Genomic DNA, 22752 nt, shown 5'->3' on the forward strand with positions numbered 1-22752 from the left:
GTGTTCTTTTTTTTCAAACACAAAATTACTAATTTTCGGGAACTTTTACTTCTCTAAAAAAAGTTTAAACAGCTTCACTATGAAAAACTATTTAGTTCCCTTTTTATTTTTTTGTATCACCGTAGTTGCTCAAAATACAGCTAACAAAAACACTACTTCCTATAAAACAAATGAAAGATATGACCAGTTTTTTCCTAAACCTCTTCGTGGAAAGATAAAAACGATGCATACGGTCGGTTGCTGGATAGAATATCAGGGAGATACTCCTGTTGCTGTATATCATCTTTTCCATAAGAATAAAATTGATCCTTATACCTACACTTATCACTTTGATAAAAGAGGCAATGATATAGCTTTTTATACTTATGATGCGCTGGGAAATCTGATGGATTGGGAGATAAAAACTTTCAATAAAGCAGACAGTCTCACCTACCGAAAAATCTCTTATGTTATAGATAGTATTCGCCACTCTGCGGAAAGGTTCAATCTATATAATGATAAAAACTTACTTGTAGAGAGAAAAGACATAGACCGTTACGGTTCAAAAGTTTCTCTATATTCTTATAATGAAGCAGACAATATAATCAAAGAGGAAGACTATTATAAGGACAAATTATTCTATACTGCTCTCTATACTTATGATGCTAAGGGTAAACTCCTCGAAAAAAAAGAAAAAGAGAAAAATCCTAAAAAACATTCTACTACTATATACGAATATGATACCTTAGGAAATCTTATTTGTGTTACAGAAAAAGAAAAAGGAGAAAAGTCCTATATCCTTACCAATAGAATCTATGAAAATAATACACTTATCAAAGAATATGATGATCATTCCTACTTATTATATACTTATAAAGAAGGTAAACTTATAGAAACAGAAAGTTACTATACAGGAATTGGAATTGACTATATCATAGATAGAAAAGTTATTACCAAATATAACGAAAAAGGTAAAATAATTAAAAAATTAGAATATCAAGGAAATATTTTAGAGCAAGAAACAAACTATTTCTATGATGAAAACGGAAAAGAAATCAAAGGTATTTTATACAAGTATGAAAAAGAAAAATCCAGATGGGAAAATAAGTATTCTCCTGAAGGATACCTTATAGAAAAGGCTTGGAAAAAAGAAAAAGGGAATCCAAAATCACTTTACTATTATGATGCTATAGGAAATTGTATAAAAATAGAAGAATATTATAAAGGAAAATTAACTAATATCTATGAAAGAACATTTACCTACTACAAATAAAATATTTTAGTCTTATGAAACATTTTTTAATCCCCTTTCTATTCTTTTGTATCACCATAGTTGCTCAAAATACAGCTAACAAAATAGAAAAATACAGAATAGATCCCGAATTGGCTTATCCTTTTGAGAAACCTCTTTTAGGAAAAGTGAAGAGAGTACATACAGCTCACTATTCTATAGCTGTAACTGTATTGAAAGATACTATCAAACGAGAACATTTTGATGAAAATTATACTTATGGCTTTGATGAAAGAGGAAATGAAATAGAATTTATTAAATACACTAAGGAGGGGAAATATTAAGCATAAGGAAGTAAAAAAATATGATGAAAGAGATAGCCTACTCTATTCAAAAAAAATGTGCTCACTACCAAAAATGGAACTCATATAGAAGAAAATTTTTATTCATATAATGACAAAGGACTTCTCTTTGAAAAGAAATCTTATGAAGAAGATCCTAAATACAGGCATCACTCATAAAAAAGAATTATACAAATATAATAATGATCAAAGAATTATAGAAAATTCTTATTACTCGAATGATTCCTTGAAGAGGAGAATTCTTTATTGGTATGATAATAAGGGAAATCTTTCAAGAGAACTTACCTATTTTGACAACGAACCAAGTATTGATACAGAATATGAATATAATCATATCGGAAACCTTATAAAAAAGACTGAAAACTATGTAAATGAATATGTGGAATCCGTAGTAGAACTATACAAATATGATGCAAAAAACAGACTTATTCTTTTTACAAAGGAAGATGATGATACAAAAGAAATTATTTTAAAGAATATATACAAAGATGACTTACTTATAGAAAGTTACGATAACAGAGATGATAATATACATACGATACAGTTTGACAAAAGAGGTAATGACATCTATTATTACGAATATGATTCTATAAGAAATATTATCCTTAAGATTGAAAAAACTTTCAATGAAAGAGATAGCTTACTTACAGAGAATCATTTTGATAATGAGTTAAAACCCAGAACGTATCGTATAGTGAATACTTATAATACTGATGGGTTTAAAACAGAAGAATTATTCTACGATCAAGATTCCTTATACGAGAGAAAAGTATATGAGTATAATAAAAACAAACTTACAAAAGCTGTTCTATATAGAAAAGGAAAAGAAATAGCTCACTATGCTTATGACAAAGAAATGGCTACCCCCTCTACAGGCAGTAAGCCTAAAAATGAAGCTACTACTGATCCATACGGAGAAAGTGATGAAATAAATCATCAAGAAATCTATGACTCACAAGGAAATCTCTCCCAATACAAGGCAATATACAAAGGCGGTTTAGAAGAAGAGAAGTACTTTTATTATGACATGAAAGGAAACTGTATCAGAAAAGAATATTTTGAAAATGGAAAGCCTACCTATGTTATAGAACGCAAGATTACTTATTACCAGTAAAAGATTCAAACCATGAAACATTTTATCTTTACCCTACTCCTTAGTTTTTATCCTATATTCATTTTAGCACAAGAAGATGAACCTAATAGATATAGGAAGGAACATCTTAGAAACTTAGGTATTACTCCTCAAGGAAAAGTAAAATCAGTAGAGAAATTTATTTATCACTATGACACTAAAAATGGGAAAGAGGCAAAGATATTCCCTAAAAATGCCAAAGTAGAACGTATGCCCGTACATAGCCGATACATCTTTGATAAAAAGGGAAATATCATAGAATTTTATAACTACTATACCGATGGAAAACTTTTCCAAAAGATATTTTACCAATACAACACGGATAATCTACTTACAAAAGCCGATGAATACAAATACAAAGAGGAAAACAATCCCGAACATATAGAAGAAGAAATTTCCTACGAGGGAAAAGTAATGATCTCTAAAAAATACAAGATTGATGGTATTTTATCTAAAGTAGAAATGTTATTTGATAAAAACAAAAGGAAAGAAGCTATTTTGGAATACAGAAATGATACGCTTATCAATAAAAAAAAGTATTCTTATAATAGTAAAGGGAATATTACACACGAGAAAAACAAATCTACCAGTCTTTTAGGTGATGAAGCTAACGAGACTTGGTATAAATATACTAAAGAAGGCACATTGCTTGCTGAAAAGAAAGAATGTTACTCTATGTTTTGTTTTTATACCACTTACCAATATTTAGCCAATGATGAGGTATATGAGGAAACAACTTATACTACTCCCCTATCCGATGAAAAGGATATCTCTAACAAGAAAACAAAATACTACATCTATGACTCCAAAGGAGCTATAGTAGAAATACAAACATACAAAGGAAAAGAATTTTATTCCTATCACTGCATTGAAAATGACAAGGAAGTAGAAAGTTATAGTTATTTTCTAGAGGGAGAAGTTATAAAGACTCTTTCTTCTTACAACAAGGATAACCAACTCATCAAGGAAGAAAATTTTGATTTACTTACTGGAAATTTTATTTCTGGAACCTATTATACCTATGATAAAAATGGAAATTTGATACAAATAGATGACGGACAGATTCCTTCCCCTAAGAGAACTATTTACCACTATGACAAATTCAACAACTGTACTGAGGAAATCTATTACGAAAACAACAAACGTGCTGCCGTTGTAGAAAGAATATTTACCTATTATTAATGACTAATAACAAGTGACTTACCTTTTACTTATCAAAGATAAATGCTAAAAAGCATCCTGTAGCATAGCAAAGAATATCTTCAAAAGAGAAATAATTTCCTAGCAGAATATACCCAAGGGTACCTTTGCCAAAGCCAAAGAAAGTAGCCAGTTTAAAGTATTGTAGTATCTCCACAAATACGGCAAAGCAGAAAATTCCTATAAGTAATTTTTTGGTGTTCTTGATATGAAAAAAAGCTCTAATAAAACAATAGATCAGTATCACTACCAAAATATCACCTAAGTATGCCCGTACAAAGGGAACACTCTTGAATACAGTGGCTATGGCTAACTCTACCAAAAAGATGATCAGGGCAGCGAAGAAGTATCTGGAATTGAATTTCATTGGTTTAAGTAATATTTTTCAATGACTGTTCTTACAGAGACAAAGCCTATTTTGCCAAGGTCTATTTCAGATATGGGAATCCACTGTAAAGACTTTATTTCATCTTCCGCTCTTACAGAAACCGGAGTATCTAAGGGATATTCGTAGAAAATATCCATGGTACGATAGGGGATATTCTTATATAGATAATGATTGGGTTGGGTTGTGAGGTATTTTAGTTGGTTAGGGACAATCTGCAAGCCCAATTCCTCTTTTACCTCACGACAGACAGCGGCTTCGGCATTCTCATCGGGGTCTACAAAGCCTCCAGGAAGGTCTAACTTGCCCTTATCTGGGTCTATATTACGTACAACAAAAAGAATTTTATCCTCTTTCTTAAAGATAACTGATACTGCTGCAGCTATACTATGGTAATAAACAAAGCCACACTGATGACAGAGAAAGCGTACGAAGTTAGGAAATTCTACATCTCTGCTCCCGCAATGAGGACAATAGGTAAAAATATTTTCCATAAATAATCTTGTTCTTTTATAAGGACAAAAGTAATAAAAAATGAGCATATAATAGTACATAAGGAAAAGAAAAAGATTTTACTTTTCCATTTTCATTATTTTTTGTAAATTTGCTACTGGTAAAAATCCTTTTCCAAAAATAAAAAGCATGTTAGTAAAGATATATGGCAGTGCCGTTTATGGTGTAGAAGCTATCACCATTACTATTGAAGTGAATATAGATAAAGGAGTGGGGTATCATCTTGTAGGCTTACCTGATAATGCCATTAAAGAGAGTAACTTTCGTATAGAGGCAGCCTTACAGAACAATCATTATAAAATCCCTGGTAAAAAAATTACTATCAATATGGCACCTGCTGACATGCGCAAGGAAGGATCCGCTTACGATCTGAGTTTTGCTATAGGCATCTTAGCAGCCAACGGACAAATACAATGTGAAGAGATAGAGCAATATATCATCATGGGGGAACTCTCCTTGGACGGCAGTCTGCAACCGATCAAGGGGGCTCTTCCTATTGCAATCCAAGCCAGAAAGGAAGGGTTTAAAGGCTTTATCCTCCCTATGCAAAATGCTAAGGAAGCAGCTATTGTGAATAACTTAGAGGTGTATGGAGCAGAGAATATCAAACAGGTCATAAACTTCCTCAACGGAGAAAACTCCTTGCAGCGGGTAGAAATCAATACTCGTGAGGAGTTCTTCAAGCATGTGGAAACCCCTGAGTTTGATTTTTCCGATGTAAAAGGCCAAGAAAGTGTCAAGCGCTGTATGGAGATTGCCGCGGCGGGCGGACATAACATTATACTCATTGGCCCTCCTGGTTCTGGTAAGACCATGCTGGCCAAGCGCCTACCTGGCATACTGCCTCCTATGACCTTGCAAGAAGCCTTAGAAACTACTAAGATACACAGTGTAGTGGGGCGGGTCAAAGACAATGGACTTATCTGTCAGCGGCCTTTTCGCAGTCCGCACCATACCATATCGGATGTGGCGCTAGTGGGAGGAGGTAGCTATCCACAGCCTGGGGAAATATCCTTGGCACACAATGGAGTGCTTTTCTTAGATGAACTACCTGAGTTCAAGCGTAGTGTCTTGGAGGTAATGCGCCAACCATTAGAAGATAGAGAGGTTACCATCTCACGAACCAAGTTCTCTATCACCTATCCTGCTTCATTCATGTTAGTGGCTAGTATGAATCCCTCTCCTAGTGGATATTTCAATGACCCTGATGCTCCTATGGTAAGCTCTCCTGCAGAGATGCAGCGCTATCTCAGTAAAATATCAGGTCCCTTACTTGATCGAATAGATATTCACATAGAAGTCAACCCTGTCCCTTTTGAAAAACTCTCCCAATATGAAAGAGCAGAAAGTAGTAGTAGCATTCGTGAACGTGTAATACAGGCTCGGCAGATACAGACCAACCGCTTTAGTTCCTATGAACATATTCATTATAATGCCCAAATGGGGACACAACAAATCAGAAAATATTGCCAGATAGAGGAACCTTCCTTATCCATGCTCAAGAAAGCCATGGAACGACTAAATCTTTCAGCCCGTGCATACGATCGTATTCTCAAGGTAGCTCGTACTATAGCAGACCTTGATGGAAGTAAGACTATCAAAGAATATCATATAGGAGAAGCAATCCAGTACCGAAGTCTTGACAGAGAAGGATGGTTAGGAAACTTTTAGGTAGTCATTTTCTGTACATCTCTACAGATTGTACTGAGAGTAGATCCTCTACCAAATTCTGAAATAAAAGTTCCGATATGCGTTCTGTACCTTTATCTGAAAAATGCACTAAATCACTAGCAGCCATTCGGTTATCATACCATATTTTCATAGAATTCTTACCTCCCATAGCCTCATACATACTCCAAAAAGCAAAACCATTTTCTGCAGTTTGCTTTTTCATCTCCTCTACTAAAACAGGAATAATATCATAAGTGGTTTTACTACTTCTACGAAGCATATCACTGGGTCCTATAAGAAAGAGTAAGGCTTCGGGATTACGTTTTTGTACCCATTGCATATTGGTGATAATACGCTTAACACTGGATACTACCTTGTCCTTTGTAAGGTAAGGTACAAGATTACCTCCAAACTGAAAAATAATAATATCCGGTCTAAGTTCCCTGCTCATAGCCTCATAGGTATTCTGTAATCGAGTAAAATGGAAACCTGAATCTCCACGTGTAGGGATATTATCAACTTGAACACCTTGATCACTTCCTACTGTTACACCATAAAAATCAGGGCTCTTTCTGCTTGAAAACTGGAGTTTAAGTTTTTTAGGTGTTACATCAAAATGTAACTTATAAGCATGATAGTCTCCATCTGTTATAAGGGAATCTTTACGAATTTCTACATTATTCTCATATACAGTAACCAAAGTAGGTACTGTGCAATTCCCATAATGGAGTGTAATTTGAGAATATTCAGCCAATCGGCTGTAATACGCATAAGAAGGACTTATAGTAAAAGAAGCTGTTTTTAGTCCCGCTGTATCCCCTCCACGAGCAGGAGTAAAGCGACAAACATTAGCATATAATCCATATTGATTATTAGGTAAAAGATCTTTATTCTTGCGCTGCTCTGCATTAAATAATGCATATCGAAACCAATTCCCTGTTGTTTGGATAATAATACTACGCTGTCCATAAGGTGTCTTTATAGGAAAATAACCTGGACCTGAACCTCCATAGAGAATTTGTAAACCATTACGAAGATAAGAGGTGATGCGATCTCCTTCTATTTTTGAATCACCATAGTGGAGAATACGGCAAGTAGGCTGGCTAAGTTTTTCATTCATTCTCTTTACAAACTCTTGCATGGGTTCTGGATAATAAATCTGTCCTTCTACATTACTAATAAGTTTTGGATTCCCTCCTTCCAAAAAAGCCTCTATAGAATCTCTTAAATGATTTATATCTTTAGGAAAAATAAACTTTCGATTATTGACAAGCTCAGCATTTAGAGTATCCTTCTCTATCTTAGGCTCTTTTCCCTGTATAATTGCCATTGCCTTATCATTCTTAATAGGTTCTCGATGAGAGAAAATATCCCAGAAAGTAGGGTATTTCATTTGAAAACTTCCTATTTTTATTCCATGAATAACTTCCTCATTCTCAACATCTACATATTCACGACTAAGAAAAGTAAGCCATAGGAGGGATAGTAATACGCCTATCATAAAAACGACTATTTTTTTGGGGGTCATTTGCCATTTCATTTTACAGGGTGCAAATATAGGAATAAAAAAATGAGAGTATATTAATTTGAATCACTTCTTTTCAACAAAGGGAATAGATGGGTCATAAATCTCTGTAAGTAAAGCTATAAGTTTCTCTTCAAATTTGGTAAGAATAGCGTTATCTATAGAAACCATTGGTTTCCCTGAAGCTATTTTAAATCCTAAGAAACCAGGTTTCAAGTTTTTGAAAGAGTAATTACCTACATATATAGGAATATCATCCTCCACCTTCCCTGATTTTCGTAATAAATAAGCATACATTAATAACTGAAATGCCTTTGAATACTTAAAATCAATAATAAGTTTCTCCCAATGTTTCTCTGTTAAAGTTATCTGCCTTTGTTCTACTCTACCAGTCTTATAATCCACTATATAAATAGCTCCATTTCTTTTTTCTACACGATCAAGAGTTCCATTATACAATATAGGAAAATCAAATTCTTCATACCTTACCTCTGTTAATATTTTTTTTTCTAAAAAAAGGAGCTCTACTATTTGTTCACTCACATTTTTTTCATCAACAGATAGGAATTTATGAATATATTCTTCTATTGTTTTTAGTATAAATACATTCTTACCCGTAATATCTTCATTCTTTTGATATTCAATAAATATTTTTCTCACCACTAAAGATACTTTTTCTCTCATTTGCTTTATATTTTCCTTAAAAAGTATCTTTCCTATATAAGGAGTATAGAGTATTTGAAGTACCCTATGGATAATATCACCAAAAGATCTATTTTCAACAATCTCCTCTACTTCTTTTTCATCTTTCACATCTAATATTTGTTGTTGATAGAAAATAATAGGATTCATAATATAGCTTGTAAGAGCAGATGAAGAGAAACCTCTTCCATGTTTTTTATCTTTTCCTGTTGCTATATCTTTCAGTTTATTTATAATCTCCCTATTTTTTAGGACTTCAATAGGTTGATGTTCTACTATTTTGACCTCAGGAGATTTAATGGTAGGTTCTATCCTTAACGCAGAGAATAACTGTAGTATAAATCGGCTTTTCTCACTTCCTTTCAGTCCTTCTGTATCTGTATTATAGAATAAAATTGCCTTATTCGTATGCTGCAATATTCTATAAAAATAGTAGGTATATACATAATCTTCCTGTTTATAGGTAGGAAGTTCCAAATTTGTTCTTACATCAAAAGGAATTAGTGAGTTTTTGGAGTTTCCTTTTGGAAAAATACCTTCATTTAAAGAAGTTACCAATACATTCTTAAATTGTATATTCTGTGCTTCTAATATTCCCATAATTTGCAATCCTTGCAATGGTTCTCCTCTAAAATTTAATTTCTGTTTTGCAAGCAAATCATTATACAAATAGTACAATGATTTTATATTTTCAATAAAACCATACTTTCTCTGCAGAAAATCTAATTGATTGAATAATTCATAGAAATTATATAAATATTCCAGATTTAATTTATTACTACTCTCATCCTTTTCTAAAGATTCTCTTATAATAAATAAAAATCTAAGTACATTTTCAATTAATCTACTTACAGAAATATTTTTTGTGTCATCAAAAATCAAATCTATAAGTATCTTATCAGCATCTTTTACATATTTTTCTAAATGCTTTTTGTATATATATATTAGATTATATTCATTTATAAAAGAAATTGTATTCTTTTTATAATCTTCAGAAAACAAATTACTTAAGAAAGGTTGCATGAGGAGAGCTTTTACTTCCTTATGATACCATTTCCCTGAGATATATAATTTAAAGAAAGAAGAAAACAAATCATGTAAGGGAGTTTGTTGTAATGGATATCCCATTGTTATATTAATAGGCAACTTATGAGTGTCAATAGATTGCAACAAAGGCAAAAGCATATCACTATCACTTAGTACAATAGCTGTTTGGTCTAACTCTGTTTCAGGAAGTTTTTCAAGTATATCTGTCAACAGATGTACCTGATTGACTTGTTTAGGAGTCCCATAAATAGCTATATTTCTATTTATAGGAGTATCTTTAATCCATTTTGGTAATCTTCCTTGATAATATCTCCATTCATTGATATATTTCTTTATGAAATACCCCGCACTATGCTCTCCTTCTAAAAGATATTTCTCTATATCCCAATAGATATCTCCTTTCATTTCCTCTAGAATATATTGGATAATATGTTCCTGTGCTTTGGTTAAGGCATTAAATCCTACAAAAATATGCAATTTTTTTTCATTCTTACTTTTGTAAACATCTAATTGCGATACAGCTTCTCTTGCAATAAATCCTTGATATCCTAGTCTTTGTTGCAACATTTCTGATCTCAAATTCTTATAATAAGAACCTAAATTTCTCCAAAAGGTTAAGTATCTTTTTTGTATAGGAGTAAGTTCCTCCCCTACTGACCAATGCTCTGCTTCCTTAATTGCTTCCATATAAGGAAATATATCCTTTTGAGGAATTAAATAATGATCTATATCACTAAAATCATTCCACAGAAGTTGTCCCCATCCTATAAATTTCTCAAAATCATCTCTCTCTGTATCAGTATTCTCTTTATAAATATGGTACAACTCAAAAAGCCCCTGTATATCAGACATCTTTCTAATGCCTGAGATACGTTCCAAAAGATTATCTAAAGTGATAAATTCAGGAGAAATAGTTACTTTATGAAGCTTTTGAGCATAAATCTTTCTCAAGAATAAAGCTGAACGTCTGAAAGGAGTTACAAATATAATATCTTCCGTAGAATAATCTACATAATTCTCTAAAAAATCATCAATAACACGCTCTAAAAACATGATTATCTCTAATTATTTTCTTTTTTTGGTATCCTTTATCCTTCCCTTATATTTAAAATAATAAGCAAGCATCTTGTAATAAAGTTTAGCTGCTAAGAAAGCTGTCGGTTTAGCCTGAGGGCTATCCATAAGTTCTACTATATCAAAAGCAACCACATTACATTTTTTAAACACTTTCTTTAGAAGTTTCAGAGTAGGATACCATTGTAATCCTCCGGGTTCAGGAGTTCCCGTAGAAGGGGTAATAGAAGGGTCAAAAGCATCCAAATCGATAGTTATGTATACATTACCAGATACTTTATCCAAAACATCTTTTATCCAATTTTCATTCTTTGTTATTTGGTGAGCAAAGAAAACCCGCTTATGAGGTAAATATTGCTTTTCTTCTACATCCATAGAACGGATTCCTACCTGCACAAGTTTATGTTTCTGATTAGCTTCAAATACAGCACAAGCATGATTATTTTTTGACCCATGATATTCAGGTCGTAAATCGGTATGAGCATCTAACTGTAATACTGTAAGATTATGATACTCCTCTCCTACTGCTCTTATAGAACCAATGGATACAGAATGTTCTCCTCCTATGAGAGTAAATAATTTTTCTCTGTCTTGGATCAGTTCCCTTGTCTTCCTATAGACAGCATCAACCATTTTCTCCGGAGTATCATTCTCAGATACTTCTCCCGCCCTATACACTCCATGTAAGTAAGGTTCTGAATCTGTTTCTATATCATAAAGTTCCATATTCTCAGAAGCATCTAAAAATAATTCAGGACCCTTATCAGCTCCCTTTCCCCAAGTAGAAGTACCATCATAAGGTACTGTTAATAAGATAACTTTTGAATTTTCATAGGTGGCATTCTCAGTAGGTATTCCTGCGTATGTATTTTCCATTTCTTATATTTTTGAATTAAAATTAGGGGTAAAGTTACAATTTTAATAGAAAAGAAAAATAAATTTAACTATCTTTTAATTTTTACAAAATAGTCTAAAAAATATTTCATGTTCCCATTTCCAAAAAAATATGTACTTTTGTGCTTACTTTTCTATATATAGTAGAACTTTAATTTAGAAATTATGAATCTTGAGAATGTACTAAGTAATCCTCTTACAAAAAAATATCTAAAAGAAACTATTTATACAGATAGAATTGCTCATGCACAGCTATTCATAGGTGAAGAAGGAGTAGGAACACTTCCTACTGCGATTGCTTACGCTACCGAAATACTCACCAAAACAGGAAATGATAATACTAAAATTAAGTGTGAACATCTTACTCATCCGGATCTGCATTTTGCCTATCCTACTGCCACTACTACTAAAATAAAAGACCATCCTTATAGTACACTTTTTTTAGAAGAATGGAGGCAATTTATTAATAAAAACCCTTACGGAACTTTATTCGATTGGTATCAGTTTATTGGTATTGCTAACAAACAAGGTAAAATAGGAGTAGATGACGCTAAGGAAATCACCTCCAATCTCTCCCTGAAGTCCTTTGAAGGAGGTTACAAGATAATGATTATCTGGATGGCAGAACTTATGAATACTGATTGTTCCAACAAACTCTTAAAACTCTTAGAAGAACCTCCTGCACAAACAATCTTTATCTTAGTGGTTGAAAATGAAAGTTTACTATTGGACACTATTCTTTCTCGATGTCAGATTACACGCTTCACTAAATTAGGAGACCAGATTATAACAAATGCTCTTTTAGAGAAAGGTATTACTGATTCAGAGGCACAAAAAATAGCCATTAGAGCACAAGGAAATTTTCGGAGAGCTCTCTCTTTTCTAAACAAAGATAGTGATAATCTTTTTGAAGAGTGGTTTGTCAGATGGGTACGCATGGCTTATAGTGCCAAAGGAAATAAAGGCATCCTTCCCAGTATGCTTGCTTGGAGTGAAGAGATCGCTAAAGAAGGTAGGGAGACTCAAAAACTATTTTTAGAATACTGTTTGGAAGTCTTTCGTCAAGCACTTCTTGCTAATTATGGAGTAGATAGTTTGGTGTATATACAGTTCAATTCCAATTTTAAAATACAAAATTTTGCTCCATTTGTTCACCATAATAATATACAGGAAATCCAGCAAAATATAGAAGAGGCTCTCTATCACATTGAACGAAATGGCAATTCAAAACTCATTTTGACAGATCTTTCTATCAAACTCATCCGACTCATCCATACTAAGGTGTCATAAATAAGCTTACTTTTCTATATATTTTTCTTGACTTTTGCTCTGAAATATTGTATTTTTGCAAAGTTAAAAAGTGTATTATATCTTCATAAACCTAAATTAATAAATGTCAAAACGTTATACCATTACAGCAGCTTTACCTTATACTAATGGACCTATACACATAGGTCATCTTGCAGGGGTATATGTGCCTGCTGATATTTTTGCTCGCTATCAGCGATTGAAAAACAATGATGTTGTTTTTATTTGTGGTAGTGATGAGCACGGTGTTGCCATCTCTATTAAGGCAAAAAAGGAGGGAACTACCCCACAAAAAATTATTGATAAGTATAACAAAATTATCAAGGATTCTCTTTTTGCCTTTGGAATTTCTTTTGATAATTATTCTCGTACTTCTTTACCCATTCATTATGAAACTGCCTCGAAATTCTTTCGTACCCTTTATGATAAAGGAGATTTTATAGAAGAAACTTCTGAACAACTCTATGATGAGCAAGCTGGACAATTTTTGGCAGACCGCTTTGTAATAGGTACTTGCCCAAAATGTGGCAATGAAGAGGCGTATGGTGACCAATGTGAACGATGTGGTACCTCGCTGAATGCTACTGATCTTATCAACCCTAAATCTACCCTTACGGGTAGCAAGCCTGTATTAAGGAAAACAAAGCATTGGTTTCTCCCTTTACAAAATTATAGTGATTTCTTAGAAAAATGGATTATTGAAGGACACAAAAATGATTGGAAACCAAATGTATATGGACAAGTAAAAAGTTGGTTGGATGACGGGTTACGCCCACGTGCTGTAACTCGTGATTTGGATTGGGGTATCCCTGTTCCTATAGATGGAGCCGAGGGAAAAGTACTCTATGTTTGGTTCGATGCTCCTATTGGATATATCTCCTCCACCAAAGAGTGGGCAGCTCGTGAAGGTAAAGATTGGACTCCTTATTGGAAAGATAAAAATACTAAACTCATACATTTCATAGGAAAAGATAATATTGTATTCCACTGTATTATATTCCCTGCTATGCTCAAGGCAGAAGGATCTTACATTTTGCCTGAGAATGTTCCTGCTAATGAATTCCTTAATTTGGAAGGTAGTAAGCTATCAACTTCCAAAAATTGGGCAGTATGGCTTAATGAATATTTAGAAGAATTTCCGTCACAGCAAGATACATTAAGATATGTAATTACTGCCAATGCCCCCGAAACTAAAGATAATGACTTCACTTGGAAAGACTTTCAGGCAAGAAACAATAATGAGCTTGTAGCTATCTATGGAAATTTCATCAATCGAGTAATGGTATTGACTGAAAAATATTATAAAAACATGGTACCTACTCCTCATGAATTCTCTAAAGAAGACAAAGAGGTATTTGCCCAAATAAAAGAGTTCACTCAAAGAATAGAACAATCTTTGGAGCGCTATCGTTTTCGCGAAGCACAACAAGAACTCATGAATATTGCTCGATTAGGAAATAAATACCTTGCGGATGAAGAACCTTGGAAACTTATTAAGGAAGATCCTAAAAGAGTGGAGACGATTATGTATGTAGCCCTACATATTGCTACTGCACTGGCAATAACTTCTGAACCTTTCTTGCCTTTCACCTCTGAAAAACTCAAGCAGATGCTTCACTTTACCACTATGAGCAAAATTCCTGTCTGGGAAGATGTGTTGCACTCCGAGAACCTTATCCCTGAGGGACACACTATAGGAAAATCGATACTGTTATTTGAGAAGATAGAAGATGAAGCCATCCAAAAACAAATAGATAAGTTGGAAAATAGTAAAAAAGCAAACCAGCAAACTGCTACAACTAATGAGGTAACCATTGCTCCTCAGAAGGAACTGATTTCTTATGAAGATTTTGCTAAAATGGACATCCGTATCGGTACTATTCTGGAAGCTGAGAAAATGCCTAAAGCAGACAAGCTCCTTATCTTAAAAGTAGATACAGGAATTGACCAGCGTACTATTGTCTCTGGTATTGCACAAAGCTTTGACCCTAAGGAAATCATCGGAAAAAAAGTAACTGTACTTGCCAATCTCGCTCCTCGTAAACTCAGAGGAGTGGAAAGTCATGGAATGATTCTCATGGCAGAAAATAGTGAAGGAAAGTATATTTTCTTAAACCCTGATGCTGAAGGAATTGTAAATGGAACAGAAATAAAATAGAATTAAATAACATAATTTATGAAACAAATAAAAGTATCTATTCTTTTCTTTGTAAGTTGTTTTCTTATTTCCTCTTGTAAAGAAAAATCAGAGAAACTACCTGATAAACAAAACAAAGTTGTCACTATAGAAAAATTACAAGACTCCATTCGTAAGTTATCTTATGAGTTAGATGACTATCGGTATTTTGATATTCGTCTCAATGAAGATGGATTATACTTTTTCCATGAAAATAGCATAGATGATCCTGAGGAATTTGTGCGACAACAGCTCATGGCAACCAATATAACCAAAGATAAAAATCATCCCTTGATTTCCTACCGCCCTCGCCGTAATGCTAAGTTTCAAATCAACAAAATAAAATTGCTTAACCATCGTTGGGTGATCTGCGATTTCTCCGATGGTTTGGATTGGGGAGAATTACTATTAAAAATGACTCTCAATGATAACAAAACGCTTTCCTTCGAGGTGCTTGACCAAACCCTCTATGTAAGTGAACAAAAACCTTAACTTAAAAGATTGATATTCAAATTACAGAGAAAAAGTAGGTATATTGCTAAGCTATAAAGAACAGAATAAGTGAAGGAAGAATATAGTCTCTATCAAGTTGTACAAAAACACAAGATTTTTAGGCACTTAGATAATAAGTAAATGGGAATACCTACCGCATTAATACTAAACAAATGTAAACAAACCTTTATAATTATGAATATAAAAAATGCACAACTTGCAGTAGATAATTGGATAAAAGAACATGGTGTACGTTACTTCAACGAGCTAACAAATATGGCACAACTTACTGAAGAAGTAGGTGAAGTAGCCCGTATTATCGCACGTCGCTATGGCGAACAATCAGAAAAGGAAAGTGATAAAGCGAAAGATCTCGGAGAAGAACTCGCCGATGTGGTTTTTGTAGTACTCTGTCTTGCTAACCAAACAGGAATAGACCTACAAGAGGCTTTTGATAAGAAAATGGATACCAAGACAAAACGTGACCATGACCGACATCAAAATAATCCTAAGCTAAAAGGATAATTTCAATGTGAAATGCTTACTATATGAAATATATCTTTCTTTTTCTTCTAATCTTTTTTTACTCTATGGTTTTTCCTCAAGGGAAAATCTATACGCTGTCCGACCTTAAAGGGAAAAATCTTAAAGTTGGTTTAGTCCTTAGTGGAGGAGGTGCTAAAGGATTAGCTCATATTGCAGCTTTGGAAGCTATTGAGAAAGCCGGTGTAAAAATTGATTATATTGGAGGAACAAGTATGGGCGCTATTGTAGGAGGCTTATATGCTGCCGGATATAGTTCGCACCAATTGGATTCTATCTTTCATTCTGTGGACATGGAACGTATCATTCAGGATAATGTACCACGATCAACACAGAGTTTCTATGAGAAAGAAAACCGTGACCGATACATGATTTCTCTTGCTTTGCGTGATGGTAAATTTGCCCTCCCAGCAGGTCTTTCTCAAGGAGTGAACTTATATAACTTTCTAAGTCACCTTACCTATGGGGTACGAAAAATAGACGATTTTTCCAAACTTCCTATTCCTTTCCTATGCATGGCTACCGATGTAGAAACAGGAGAAGAAGTAATTTTGGAGCATGGTGACTTAGCCCAAGCCATTATGGCAAGTGGGGCTTTTCCTACTCTATTTGCCCCTGTAGAGGTAGATGGACGCTGGCTTACCGATGGTGGAGTAATGAATAATTACCCCATTGATGAAGTTAGAGCTAAAGGTATGGATATTATTATTGGAGTGGATGTACAATCCCCCTTGAGAACACGCAAAGATTTGCGTTCTGCCAATAGCGTACTAATGCAAATTACTAGCTATAAGATTGCCAATGATATGAAGGAAAAACGAGAAAAAACAGATATATATATCCATCCTGATATTGGAGCCTATAATGTTATTTCTTTCTCTGAGGGACAAGCTATCATTGATTCGGGACGGGTAGCTACCAAAAAAATATTTCCGCATTTATCTTGGTTAGGGGATTTTTTAAAGAAAAACGAAAAGCCCTTACCTAAAGCAAAAATCTCCGATTCTTTATTTATAGAAAGTATTACTTTCTCTGGCAATAAACATTATTCTGATGCATATCTTAGGGGAAAGTTAGGATTCCAATGGGGTAAAAAGATTTCTTTTTCTGACTTAAAAAACGGTGTGCAAAACATTATGGCTACCCAGAACTTTAAAAGTATTAATTACCACATCTGCCCTATGGAGGAAGGAGAAGAACTACGTTTTAACTTAGAAGAGGCACCTGCACAAACCTGGGTGAAAATGGCTGTACACTACGACAATTTGTACAAAACAGGGGTACTGCTTAATGTAAGTCGGTCAAGTTTCCTACAAAAGGATGACCTTCTTTCTTTTGATTTTATTGCAGGAGATAATATCCGCTACAAATTTGATTATTATGTGGACAAAGGTTTTTATACTAGCTATGGATTCCAAAGTCGTTATGACCGCTTCCGTCGTGATATTGCTTTCAATGGTTTTTCCCTTAATACAGGCGAAACAAATGTTGCTCTTACACGATTAAAAAATCAACTCTACATACAATCTATCTTCTTTAAGAAAAAATTCCTTATAGGAGCAGGAGTTGAGCATGAGCTTTATCAAGTAAAGTTACAACCTGACAATTTTCATGGAAAGGTAAATTACTATTCTACTTTTGGATATATGCGTTTTGATTCCTTGAATGACGCCCTCTTCCCTACTGAAGGAGTTTACTTTGATGCCAAAGGACATTGGTATTTGCATTCAGAAGGGCACGGAGAGAGAATAAATCCTATTTTTTTAGTAAAAGCTGATTTAGGTGGTGCATGGAAGTTCTCCAATAGACTTTCTGCTAAGGCTATCTTTTCAGGAGGAATCCATTTTGGTCGTCCAAATGCTCCTTTCTTACAATACATCTTCGGGGGACAAGGAAATAATCTTTTTGGGAACCTAATTCCTTTCTATGGTTACGATTATCTAAGCTTTGGAAATTATGATTTTCTTAAAGGAGAAATGACTCTAAATTACCGCTTTTATAAAAGAAACTATATCAAAGCCATTGCTAATATTGCCAATGCTGAAGAGAATATGTTTAATAATTCCCACTGGTTTTCCAAACCTAAGTATACAGGTTATGCCTTAGGACTCAGTTCCGATACTATTCTTGGACCTATTGAAATAAAAGCCACCTATTCTCCTGAGACAAATAAATTCCTCTGGTTATTCAATGTTGGCTTTTGGTTCTAACTCTTATCTATTCTATAAGCTTACGTATGATTACTCCTGCAATATGAATTCCGAAAAGGGCTGGCATATAACTCATTGTACCATAATATGATCGCTTAAAGTTGCTTCCATCAGTTAATGCCATCATGTCCTTACTGGGGAGTTCTAAAGAAAAAACCGCTTTAAATTTTGGTTGGATACCTTCCTTTTTTAATCGCTTACGAATAGTGCGAGCCAAGGGACAATCACGTGTCTGTGATATATCAGCCACTTTTACCTTCGAAGGGTCTAATATACCTCCTGATCCCATACTACTTATCACTTTTACACGCTTATCATGACAAGCTCTAAGGAGACTTATTTTTGGGGAAATACTATCTATACAATCGGCTACATAAGCAAATTCTTTACTTACCAAATCATAAGCTGATTCAGGAGTAAGAAAGTCCTTGATCATTTTAAGCTTTATTTGTGGATTAATATCCTTAAGCCTATTTGCCATCAGTTTTACTTTAGGCTCTCCTATGGTAGAATCAAGAGCAATAAGTTGACGATTTTTATTAGTTATATCCACTACATCCCCATCCACTATAGTGAGATGTCCTACCCCTGCACGTACTAAGAACTCAGCCACAAAAGCTCCTACTCCCCCTAATCCTACTACAAGGATATGTGATTGTTCTAATTTGTGTAATCCTTGATCTTTTATAACTAATTTTGTTCGCTCTTTCCACATAGCTTTATATTATTTTATCAATTGTTTTTGCATAAATCACTTTTATACTTCAAAAACAATCTTAATTAAAAGTTCATCTTCTTATACGATAATTTGAAGTATTACATCAAGCAAATATTTTCCTTGTAAATATATTTTTTTTGTTCAATTTATCTCTAACAATCAATAGGCACCTTTCTTACCTCCTCTGTAGCATAAGAAGGAGACCTAACTATTCTTATTTTTTAATAGAAAATTAGCCAACAAAGATACAATTTTTTTATGACGTTTACAAGTAGGAATATTTTTTTAAAATAAAAATTATTCTCTTTGTAAAAGTCGTTTTTTTTACTATTTTTGCCCTCAAAAATGAATTATGACAGTTATACATTTTTACAAATATCAAGGTGCAGGGAATGACTTCATTATGATTGATAACCGCATGAATACTTTTCCAAAAGAGGATACAAAACTTATTGCTCGCTTATGTGAGCGCCGTTTTGGTGTTGGTGCTGATGGTCTTATAATCTTGGAGAATGATTCTAAAACGGATTTTTCCATGATATACTACAATTCTGATGGAAATCCTAGTACTATGTGTGGTAATGGTGGACGTTGCATTGTAGCTTTTGCTCAAAAATTGGGGGTTATTGATAAAACAGAGACTACCTTTTCTGCTCCAGATGGCTTGCACAAAGCCTTTTTTAAGAATGATCTTATTCATCTTCAGATGCAAGATGTTAGTGATATAGAAAAAGTGAAGAAAGGACTATTTCTTAACACAGGCTCTCCACACTATGTAGAAATAGTTAAAGATCTTGATAGTATGGATGTTAAGAAGAAAGGAGCAGAAATCCGTTATGGTGTTCCTTTCAATATTGAGGGCGTTAATGTAAATTTCGTAGAGCCTATAGCTGATAATCGCTTTAAAATACGTACCTATGAACGTGGAGTAGAAAATGAGACCTACTCCTGTGGTACAGGAGCTACGGCAACAGCTATCGCTATGCATAAAACAGGAAAAACTAAGGCTGAATATATCATTTTAGAGACCAAAGGAGGTAACTTAGAGGTAACTTTTGAAGTAAAAAAAGAATTTCTCGGCTTAAAGATAAAAGAATACACCAATGTTTGGCTCATTGGAGAAGCAGAATTTGTTTTTGAAGGAACTATAAGCATATAATAGTTAGCACTATCTATGATACAATTAAGAGCTCTCGAACCTGAAGATATTGATTTCCTCTATTATTTAGAAAATGATAAATCTCTTTGGGAACTAAGCGATACTCAAACTCCCTTTTCTCGTTATGTTCTTAAAAAATATATTGAGAATGCTCATTTGGATATTTATCAAACAAGACAGGTGCGCTTTGTCATTACCTATAAGGGGGAAGCTATAGGCTGTACGGACTTATATGACTTCAACCCTAAAGACAAACGAGCCTCTGTAGGTATTGCCATAGTGAAGTCCTTTCGCCGTAAAGGTTTTGGAAAGAAAGCATTACAACAATTATGTGATTACGCTTTCCTTTTTTTAGACATTCATCAGCTTACTGCATATATCCCCGAAGAAAATATTCCTAGTCAAAAACTTTTTGAAAATGTTGGATTTTCTTATACTATTTCATTAAAGGACTGGTTATTCTCTCAAGGAGAATTTAAAAACATATTTTTATATCAATATTTTAAACCTTAGTAATATTGTGCAGAGAAAAAAATCATTTTATCATACTAAGATTCATATTTTTTTTGTAACTTGCGCCTTTAATTCGTAACCCTTTGATAGGTTACAAAAATTGTACTTCTATGACAAAAATTACAGCTGCTATAACGGGTGTTGGTGGATATGTGCCTGACTTCATATTATCCAATAGTTTATTAGAACAAATGGTAGATACCACGGACGAGTGGATTACCACTCGTACAGGAATCAAAGAAAGAAGACTCTTGAAAGAAGCGGGTAAAGGAGCCTCTTTTTTAGGTATAAAAGCGGTTGAGGATTTATTAAGTAAAACAGGAACTAACCCTACTGATATTGATTTAGTAATTTTTTCCAGTGTTACTCCCGATATGCCTGTAGCTATTTCAGGGGCTTACTTGGCTACACAGATAGGAGCTACAAATGCTTTTGCTATCGACCTACAAGCAGCGTGTTCTAGCTTCCTTTATGGAATGTCCGTTGCGGCTCGCTACATTGAATCTGGAAGATATAAGAAAGTACTTTTAGTGGGAGCTGACAAAATGTCTTCTATTATTGATTATACGGATCGTGCCACATGTATTATTTTCGGAGATGGAGCCGGAGCAGTACTCTTTGAGCCTAATTATGAAGGGTTAGGTGTGCAGGACGAATATTTACGTAGCGATGGTACAGGTCGTGAATTCCTAAAAATAGAAGCTGGTGGTTCCATACTTCCTACCACCATAGAAACTATAAAAGAAGGGAAAAATAACCTATATCAAGATGGAAGAACAGTGTTCAAGTATGCTGTTTCCCGAATGGCAGAAGTTACTGATATCATCATGGAACGTAATCAACTTTCTGCAGAAAGTTTGGATTGGCTTGTACCTCATCAAGCAAACAAACGTATTATTGACTCCACTGCAGACCGTATGGGATTACCTCATGAAAAGGTAATGGTGAATATCCATCATTATGGGAATACTACCTCAGCTACTCTTCCCTTAGCCTTATATGACTATGAAAAACAACTCAAAAAAGGAGATAACCTCATTTTTGTTGCCTTTGGAGGAGGTTTTACTTGGGGAGCTATATATCTCAAATGGGCATATAATCCTATAAAATAACATTAAAGTTGCCATAATCTGTTTAGGAAAACTTGTTCTACCTAAATTTAATTTAAGTAGAGCAAGTTTTTTGTTAAAAACACACTTCTTTTTAAAAAAACAGTTGTTAAAAAATACTAAATAACATTGTAATCTTATTTTATCCTAAAAAAGTCATGTTTATATAATTTTTTTTAGTATTTTTGCCCTCAATTAATTAGTTTACTTTTATTAAAAATAATCATTGTATAGACAATGTTTAACTCATTGAAAATATAATTATTTGCTATGGATTTAAGAGATATTCAAAATTTGATCAGATTCGTTGCCAAATCGGGTGCAAGCGAAGTAAAGTTGGAGATGGAAGATATTAAGATTACCATCAAAACTTCTGGTGAAGAAAGCAAACCTGAAACTGTGTTTGTACAACAACCTTATGTAGCTCAAGGACTTCCTCAGACTCAAATACCTGTTACCCCTACTATCCCTATTCCTGTAAGTGACCCTGCTAATATAGTAGCTACTAAAGAACATGACGATGAAGAAAATGGTAAATATATTACCATCAAATCACCTATAATAGGTACTTTCTATCGCCGGCAGGCACCTAACAAACCTCTCTTTGTAGAAGTTGGAGACAATATTGTACAGGGACAAACTCTTTGTGTAATTGAAGCTATGAAACTATTTAATGAAATAGAATCAGAAGTATCTGGTAAGCTCGTAAAAGTATTAGTAGATGATGCTTCTCCTGTAGAGTATGATCAACCCCTCTTCTTAGTTGATCCTTCATAGTTATCAATAATTAACTATATCAATAACTAATA

At 33.9% G+C, this 22752-nt stretch carries 20 protein-coding genes; 14 read left to right on the top strand and 6 right to left on the bottom strand.

Annotated features, from left to right (window positions below; all coding sequences use genetic code 11):
• The first annotated feature begins 79 nt into the window (after positions 1-79).
• The 4 genes from VJJ03_RS09805 to VJJ03_RS09820 all read left to right on the top strand — a co-directional run bounded on the left by VJJ03_RS09805 (position 80) and on the right by VJJ03_RS09820 (position 3886).
• Complete coding sequence (locus VJJ03_RS09805) at positions 80-1252, top strand: hypothetical protein (RefSeq protein ID WP_323975307.1); 1173 nt, start codon at positions 80-82, stop codon at positions 1250-1252.
• Positions 1253-1266: 14 nt separating this feature from the next.
• Positions 1267-1554, top strand: coding sequence for a hypothetical protein (locus VJJ03_RS09810; protein WP_323975308.1), 288 nt, complete (start codon positions 1267-1269; stop codon positions 1552-1554).
• Positions 1555-1696: 142 nt separating this feature from the next.
• Positions 1697-2686: a hypothetical protein gene (locus VJJ03_RS09815; protein WP_323975310.1), complete on the top strand. Its 990-nt coding sequence runs from the start codon at positions 1697-1699 to the stop codon at positions 2684-2686.
• A 12-nt stretch (positions 2687-2698) separates the two neighbouring features.
• Positions 2699-3886: an RHS repeat protein gene (locus VJJ03_RS09820; RefSeq protein WP_323975311.1), complete on the top strand. Its 1188-nt coding sequence runs from the start codon at positions 2699-2701 to the stop codon at positions 3884-3886.
• A gap of 25 nt (positions 3887-3911) precedes the next feature.
• Here VJJ03_RS09820 and VJJ03_RS09825 read toward each other — a convergent pair whose 3' ends face one another.
• Together VJJ03_RS09825 and VJJ03_RS09830 are read right to left on the bottom strand one after the other, a co-directional pair.
• On the bottom strand, positions 3912-4271 hold the full coding sequence (locus tag VJJ03_RS09825; RefSeq protein ID WP_009745507.1) for a DUF2809 domain-containing protein: 360 nt from the start codon (positions 4269-4271) through the stop codon (positions 3912-3914).
• The gene (locus VJJ03_RS09830; RefSeq protein ID WP_009745506.1) at positions 4268-4783 is read right to left on the bottom strand and encodes an NUDIX hydrolase; all 516 of its coding nucleotides are present in this window, start codon (positions 4781-4783) and stop codon (positions 4268-4270) included. Before VJJ03_RS09830 ends, VJJ03_RS09825 begins: the two co-directional genes overlap by 4 nt.
• 148 nt (positions 4784-4931) lie before the next feature.
• On the opposite strand from VJJ03_RS09830, the gene VJJ03_RS09835 reads away from it, so the two are divergent.
• Positions 4932-6473, top strand: a complete 1542-nt coding sequence (locus VJJ03_RS09835) for a YifB family Mg chelatase-like AAA ATPase (protein WP_323975315.1) — start codon at positions 4932-4934, stop codon at positions 6471-6473.
• Positions 6474-6477: 4 nt separating this feature from the next.
• Here VJJ03_RS09835 and VJJ03_RS09840 read toward each other — a convergent pair whose 3' ends face one another.
• The 3 genes from VJJ03_RS09840 to speB all read right to left on the bottom strand — a co-directional run bounded on the left by VJJ03_RS09840 (position 6478) and on the right by speB (position 11697).
• The gene (locus VJJ03_RS09840; RefSeq protein WP_323975316.1) at positions 6478-8001 is read right to left on the bottom strand and encodes a lipase; all 1524 of its coding nucleotides are present in this window, start codon (positions 7999-8001) and stop codon (positions 6478-6480) included.
• Between the two features lie 63 nt (positions 8002-8064).
• On the bottom strand, positions 8065-10800 hold the full coding sequence (locus tag VJJ03_RS09845) for a PD-(D/E)XK nuclease family protein (RefSeq protein ID WP_009745503.1): 2736 nt from the start codon (positions 10798-10800) through the stop codon (positions 8065-8067).
• 12 nt (positions 10801-10812) lie between these two features.
• Entirely contained in the window at positions 10813-11697 is an 885-nt protein-coding gene (gene speB / locus VJJ03_RS09850; RefSeq protein ID WP_009745502.1) for an agmatinase, read from the bottom strand.
• 183 nt (positions 11698-11880) lie between these two features.
• On the opposite strand from speB, the gene VJJ03_RS09855 reads away from it, so the two are divergent.
• The 5 genes from VJJ03_RS09855 (at position 11881) to VJJ03_RS09875 (ending at position 18444) form a co-directional block, all read left to right on the top strand.
• Positions 11881-13005 carry an ATP-binding protein gene (locus VJJ03_RS09855; protein WP_009745497.1) on the top strand — a complete coding sequence of 375 codons (1125 nt, stop codon included), beginning with the start codon at positions 11881-11883 and terminating at the stop codon, positions 13003-13005.
• A gap of 103 nt (positions 13006-13108) precedes the next feature.
• Entirely contained in the window at positions 13109-15181 is a 2073-nt protein-coding gene (gene metG, locus VJJ03_RS09860) for a methionine--tRNA ligase (protein ID WP_323975318.1), read from the top strand.
• Positions 15182-15199: 18 nt separating this feature from the next.
• Complete coding sequence (locus VJJ03_RS09865; RefSeq protein WP_009745495.1) at positions 15200-15691, top strand: hypothetical protein; 492 nt, start codon at positions 15200-15202, stop codon at positions 15689-15691.
• Between the two features lie 195 nt (positions 15692-15886).
• Complete coding sequence (locus tag VJJ03_RS09870) at positions 15887-16216, top strand: nucleotide pyrophosphohydrolase (protein WP_040358327.1); 330 nt, start codon at positions 15887-15889, stop codon at positions 16214-16216.
• Between the two features lie 23 nt (positions 16217-16239).
• Positions 16240-18444, top strand: a complete 2205-nt coding sequence (locus VJJ03_RS09875) for a patatin-like phospholipase family protein (RefSeq protein WP_009745493.1) — start codon at positions 16240-16242, stop codon at positions 18442-18444.
• 7 nt (positions 18445-18451) lie between these two features.
• Here VJJ03_RS09875 and VJJ03_RS09880 read toward each other — a convergent pair whose 3' ends face one another.
• On the bottom strand, positions 18452-19159 hold the full coding sequence (locus VJJ03_RS09880) for a tRNA threonylcarbamoyladenosine dehydratase (protein WP_323975320.1): 708 nt from the start codon (positions 19157-19159) through the stop codon (positions 18452-18454).
• 355 nt (positions 19160-19514) lie between these two features.
• On the opposite strand from VJJ03_RS09880, the gene dapF reads away from it, so the two are divergent.
• The 4 genes from dapF to accB all read left to right on the top strand — a co-directional run bounded on the left by dapF (position 19515) and on the right by accB (position 22720).
• Positions 19515-20321 carry a diaminopimelate epimerase gene (gene dapF / locus VJJ03_RS09885; RefSeq protein ID WP_009745491.1) on the top strand — a complete coding sequence of 269 codons (807 nt, stop codon included), beginning with the start codon at positions 19515-19517 and terminating at the stop codon, positions 20319-20321.
• A 15-nt stretch (positions 20322-20336) separates the two neighbouring features.
• Positions 20337-20834 carry a GNAT family N-acetyltransferase gene (locus VJJ03_RS09890; protein WP_323975322.1) on the top strand — a complete coding sequence of 166 codons (498 nt, stop codon included), beginning with the start codon at positions 20337-20339 and terminating at the stop codon, positions 20832-20834.
• Positions 20835-20944: 110 nt separating this feature from the next.
• Entirely contained in the window at positions 20945-21946 is a 1002-nt protein-coding gene (locus VJJ03_RS09895; RefSeq protein WP_009745489.1) for a beta-ketoacyl-ACP synthase III, read from the top strand.
• A 267-nt stretch (positions 21947-22213) separates the two neighbouring features.
• On the top strand, positions 22214-22720 hold the full coding sequence (gene accB / locus VJJ03_RS09900; RefSeq protein WP_009745488.1) for an acetyl-CoA carboxylase biotin carboxyl carrier protein: 507 nt from the start codon (positions 22214-22216) through the stop codon (positions 22718-22720).
• Positions 22721-22752 lie beyond the last annotated feature (32 nt).

This window comes from Capnocytophaga sp. G2, from assembly GCF_035282625.1.
Lineage (GTDB): Bacteria > Bacteroidota > Bacteroidia > Flavobacteriales > Flavobacteriaceae > Capnocytophaga.

Coding starts and splice junctions, on each gene's coding strand:
- VJJ03_RS09805 (WP_323975307.1), top strand. CDS start 80: ATGAAAAACTATTTAGTTCCCTTTTTATTTTTTTGTATCACCGTAGTT.
- VJJ03_RS09810 (WP_323975308.1), top strand. CDS start 1,267: ATGAAACATTTTTTAATCCCCTTTCTATTCTTTTGTATCACCATAGTT.
- VJJ03_RS09815 (WP_323975310.1), top strand. CDS start 1,697: ATGAAGAAGATCCTAAATACAGGCATCACTCATAAAAAAGAATTATAC.
- VJJ03_RS09820 (WP_323975311.1), top strand. CDS start 2,699: ATGAAACATTTTATCTTTACCCTACTCCTTAGTTTTTATCCTATATTC.
- VJJ03_RS09825 (WP_009745507.1), bottom strand. CDS start 4,271: ATGAAATTCAATTCCAGATACTTCTTCGCTGCCCTGATCATCTTTTTG.
- VJJ03_RS09830 (WP_009745506.1), bottom strand. CDS start 4,783: ATGGAAAATATTTTTACCTATTGTCCTCATTGCGGGAGCAGAGATGTA.
- VJJ03_RS09835 (WP_323975315.1), top strand. CDS start 4,932: ATGTTAGTAAAGATATATGGCAGTGCCGTTTATGGTGTAGAAGCTATC.
- VJJ03_RS09840 (WP_323975316.1), bottom strand. CDS start 8,001: ATGACCCCCAAAAAAATAGTCGTTTTTATGATAGGCGTATTACTATCC.
- VJJ03_RS09845 (WP_009745503.1), bottom strand. CDS start 10,800: ATGTTTTTAGAGCGTGTTATTGATGATTTTTTAGAGAATTATGTAGAT.
- speB (WP_009745502.1), bottom strand. CDS start 11,697: ATGGAAAATACATACGCAGGAATACCTACTGAGAATGCCACCTATGAA.
- VJJ03_RS09855 (WP_009745497.1), top strand. CDS start 11,881: ATGAATCTTGAGAATGTACTAAGTAATCCTCTTACAAAAAAATATCTA.
- metG (WP_323975318.1), top strand. CDS start 13,109: ATGTCAAAACGTTATACCATTACAGCAGCTTTACCTTATACTAATGGA.
- VJJ03_RS09865 (WP_009745495.1), top strand. CDS start 15,200: ATGAAACAAATAAAAGTATCTATTCTTTTCTTTGTAAGTTGTTTTCTT.
- VJJ03_RS09870 (WP_040358327.1), top strand. CDS start 15,887: ATGAATATAAAAAATGCACAACTTGCAGTAGATAATTGGATAAAAGAA.
- VJJ03_RS09875 (WP_009745493.1), top strand. CDS start 16,240: ATGAAATATATCTTTCTTTTTCTTCTAATCTTTTTTTACTCTATGGTT.
- VJJ03_RS09880 (WP_323975320.1), bottom strand. CDS start 19,159: ATGTGGAAAGAGCGAACAAAATTAGTTATAAAAGATCAAGGATTACAC.
- dapF (WP_009745491.1), top strand. CDS start 19,515: ATGACAGTTATACATTTTTACAAATATCAAGGTGCAGGGAATGACTTC.
- VJJ03_RS09890 (WP_323975322.1), top strand. CDS start 20,337: ATGATACAATTAAGAGCTCTCGAACCTGAAGATATTGATTTCCTCTAT.
- VJJ03_RS09895 (WP_009745489.1), top strand. CDS start 20,945: ATGACAAAAATTACAGCTGCTATAACGGGTGTTGGTGGATATGTGCCT.
- accB (WP_009745488.1), top strand. CDS start 22,214: ATGGATTTAAGAGATATTCAAAATTTGATCAGATTCGTTGCCAAATCG.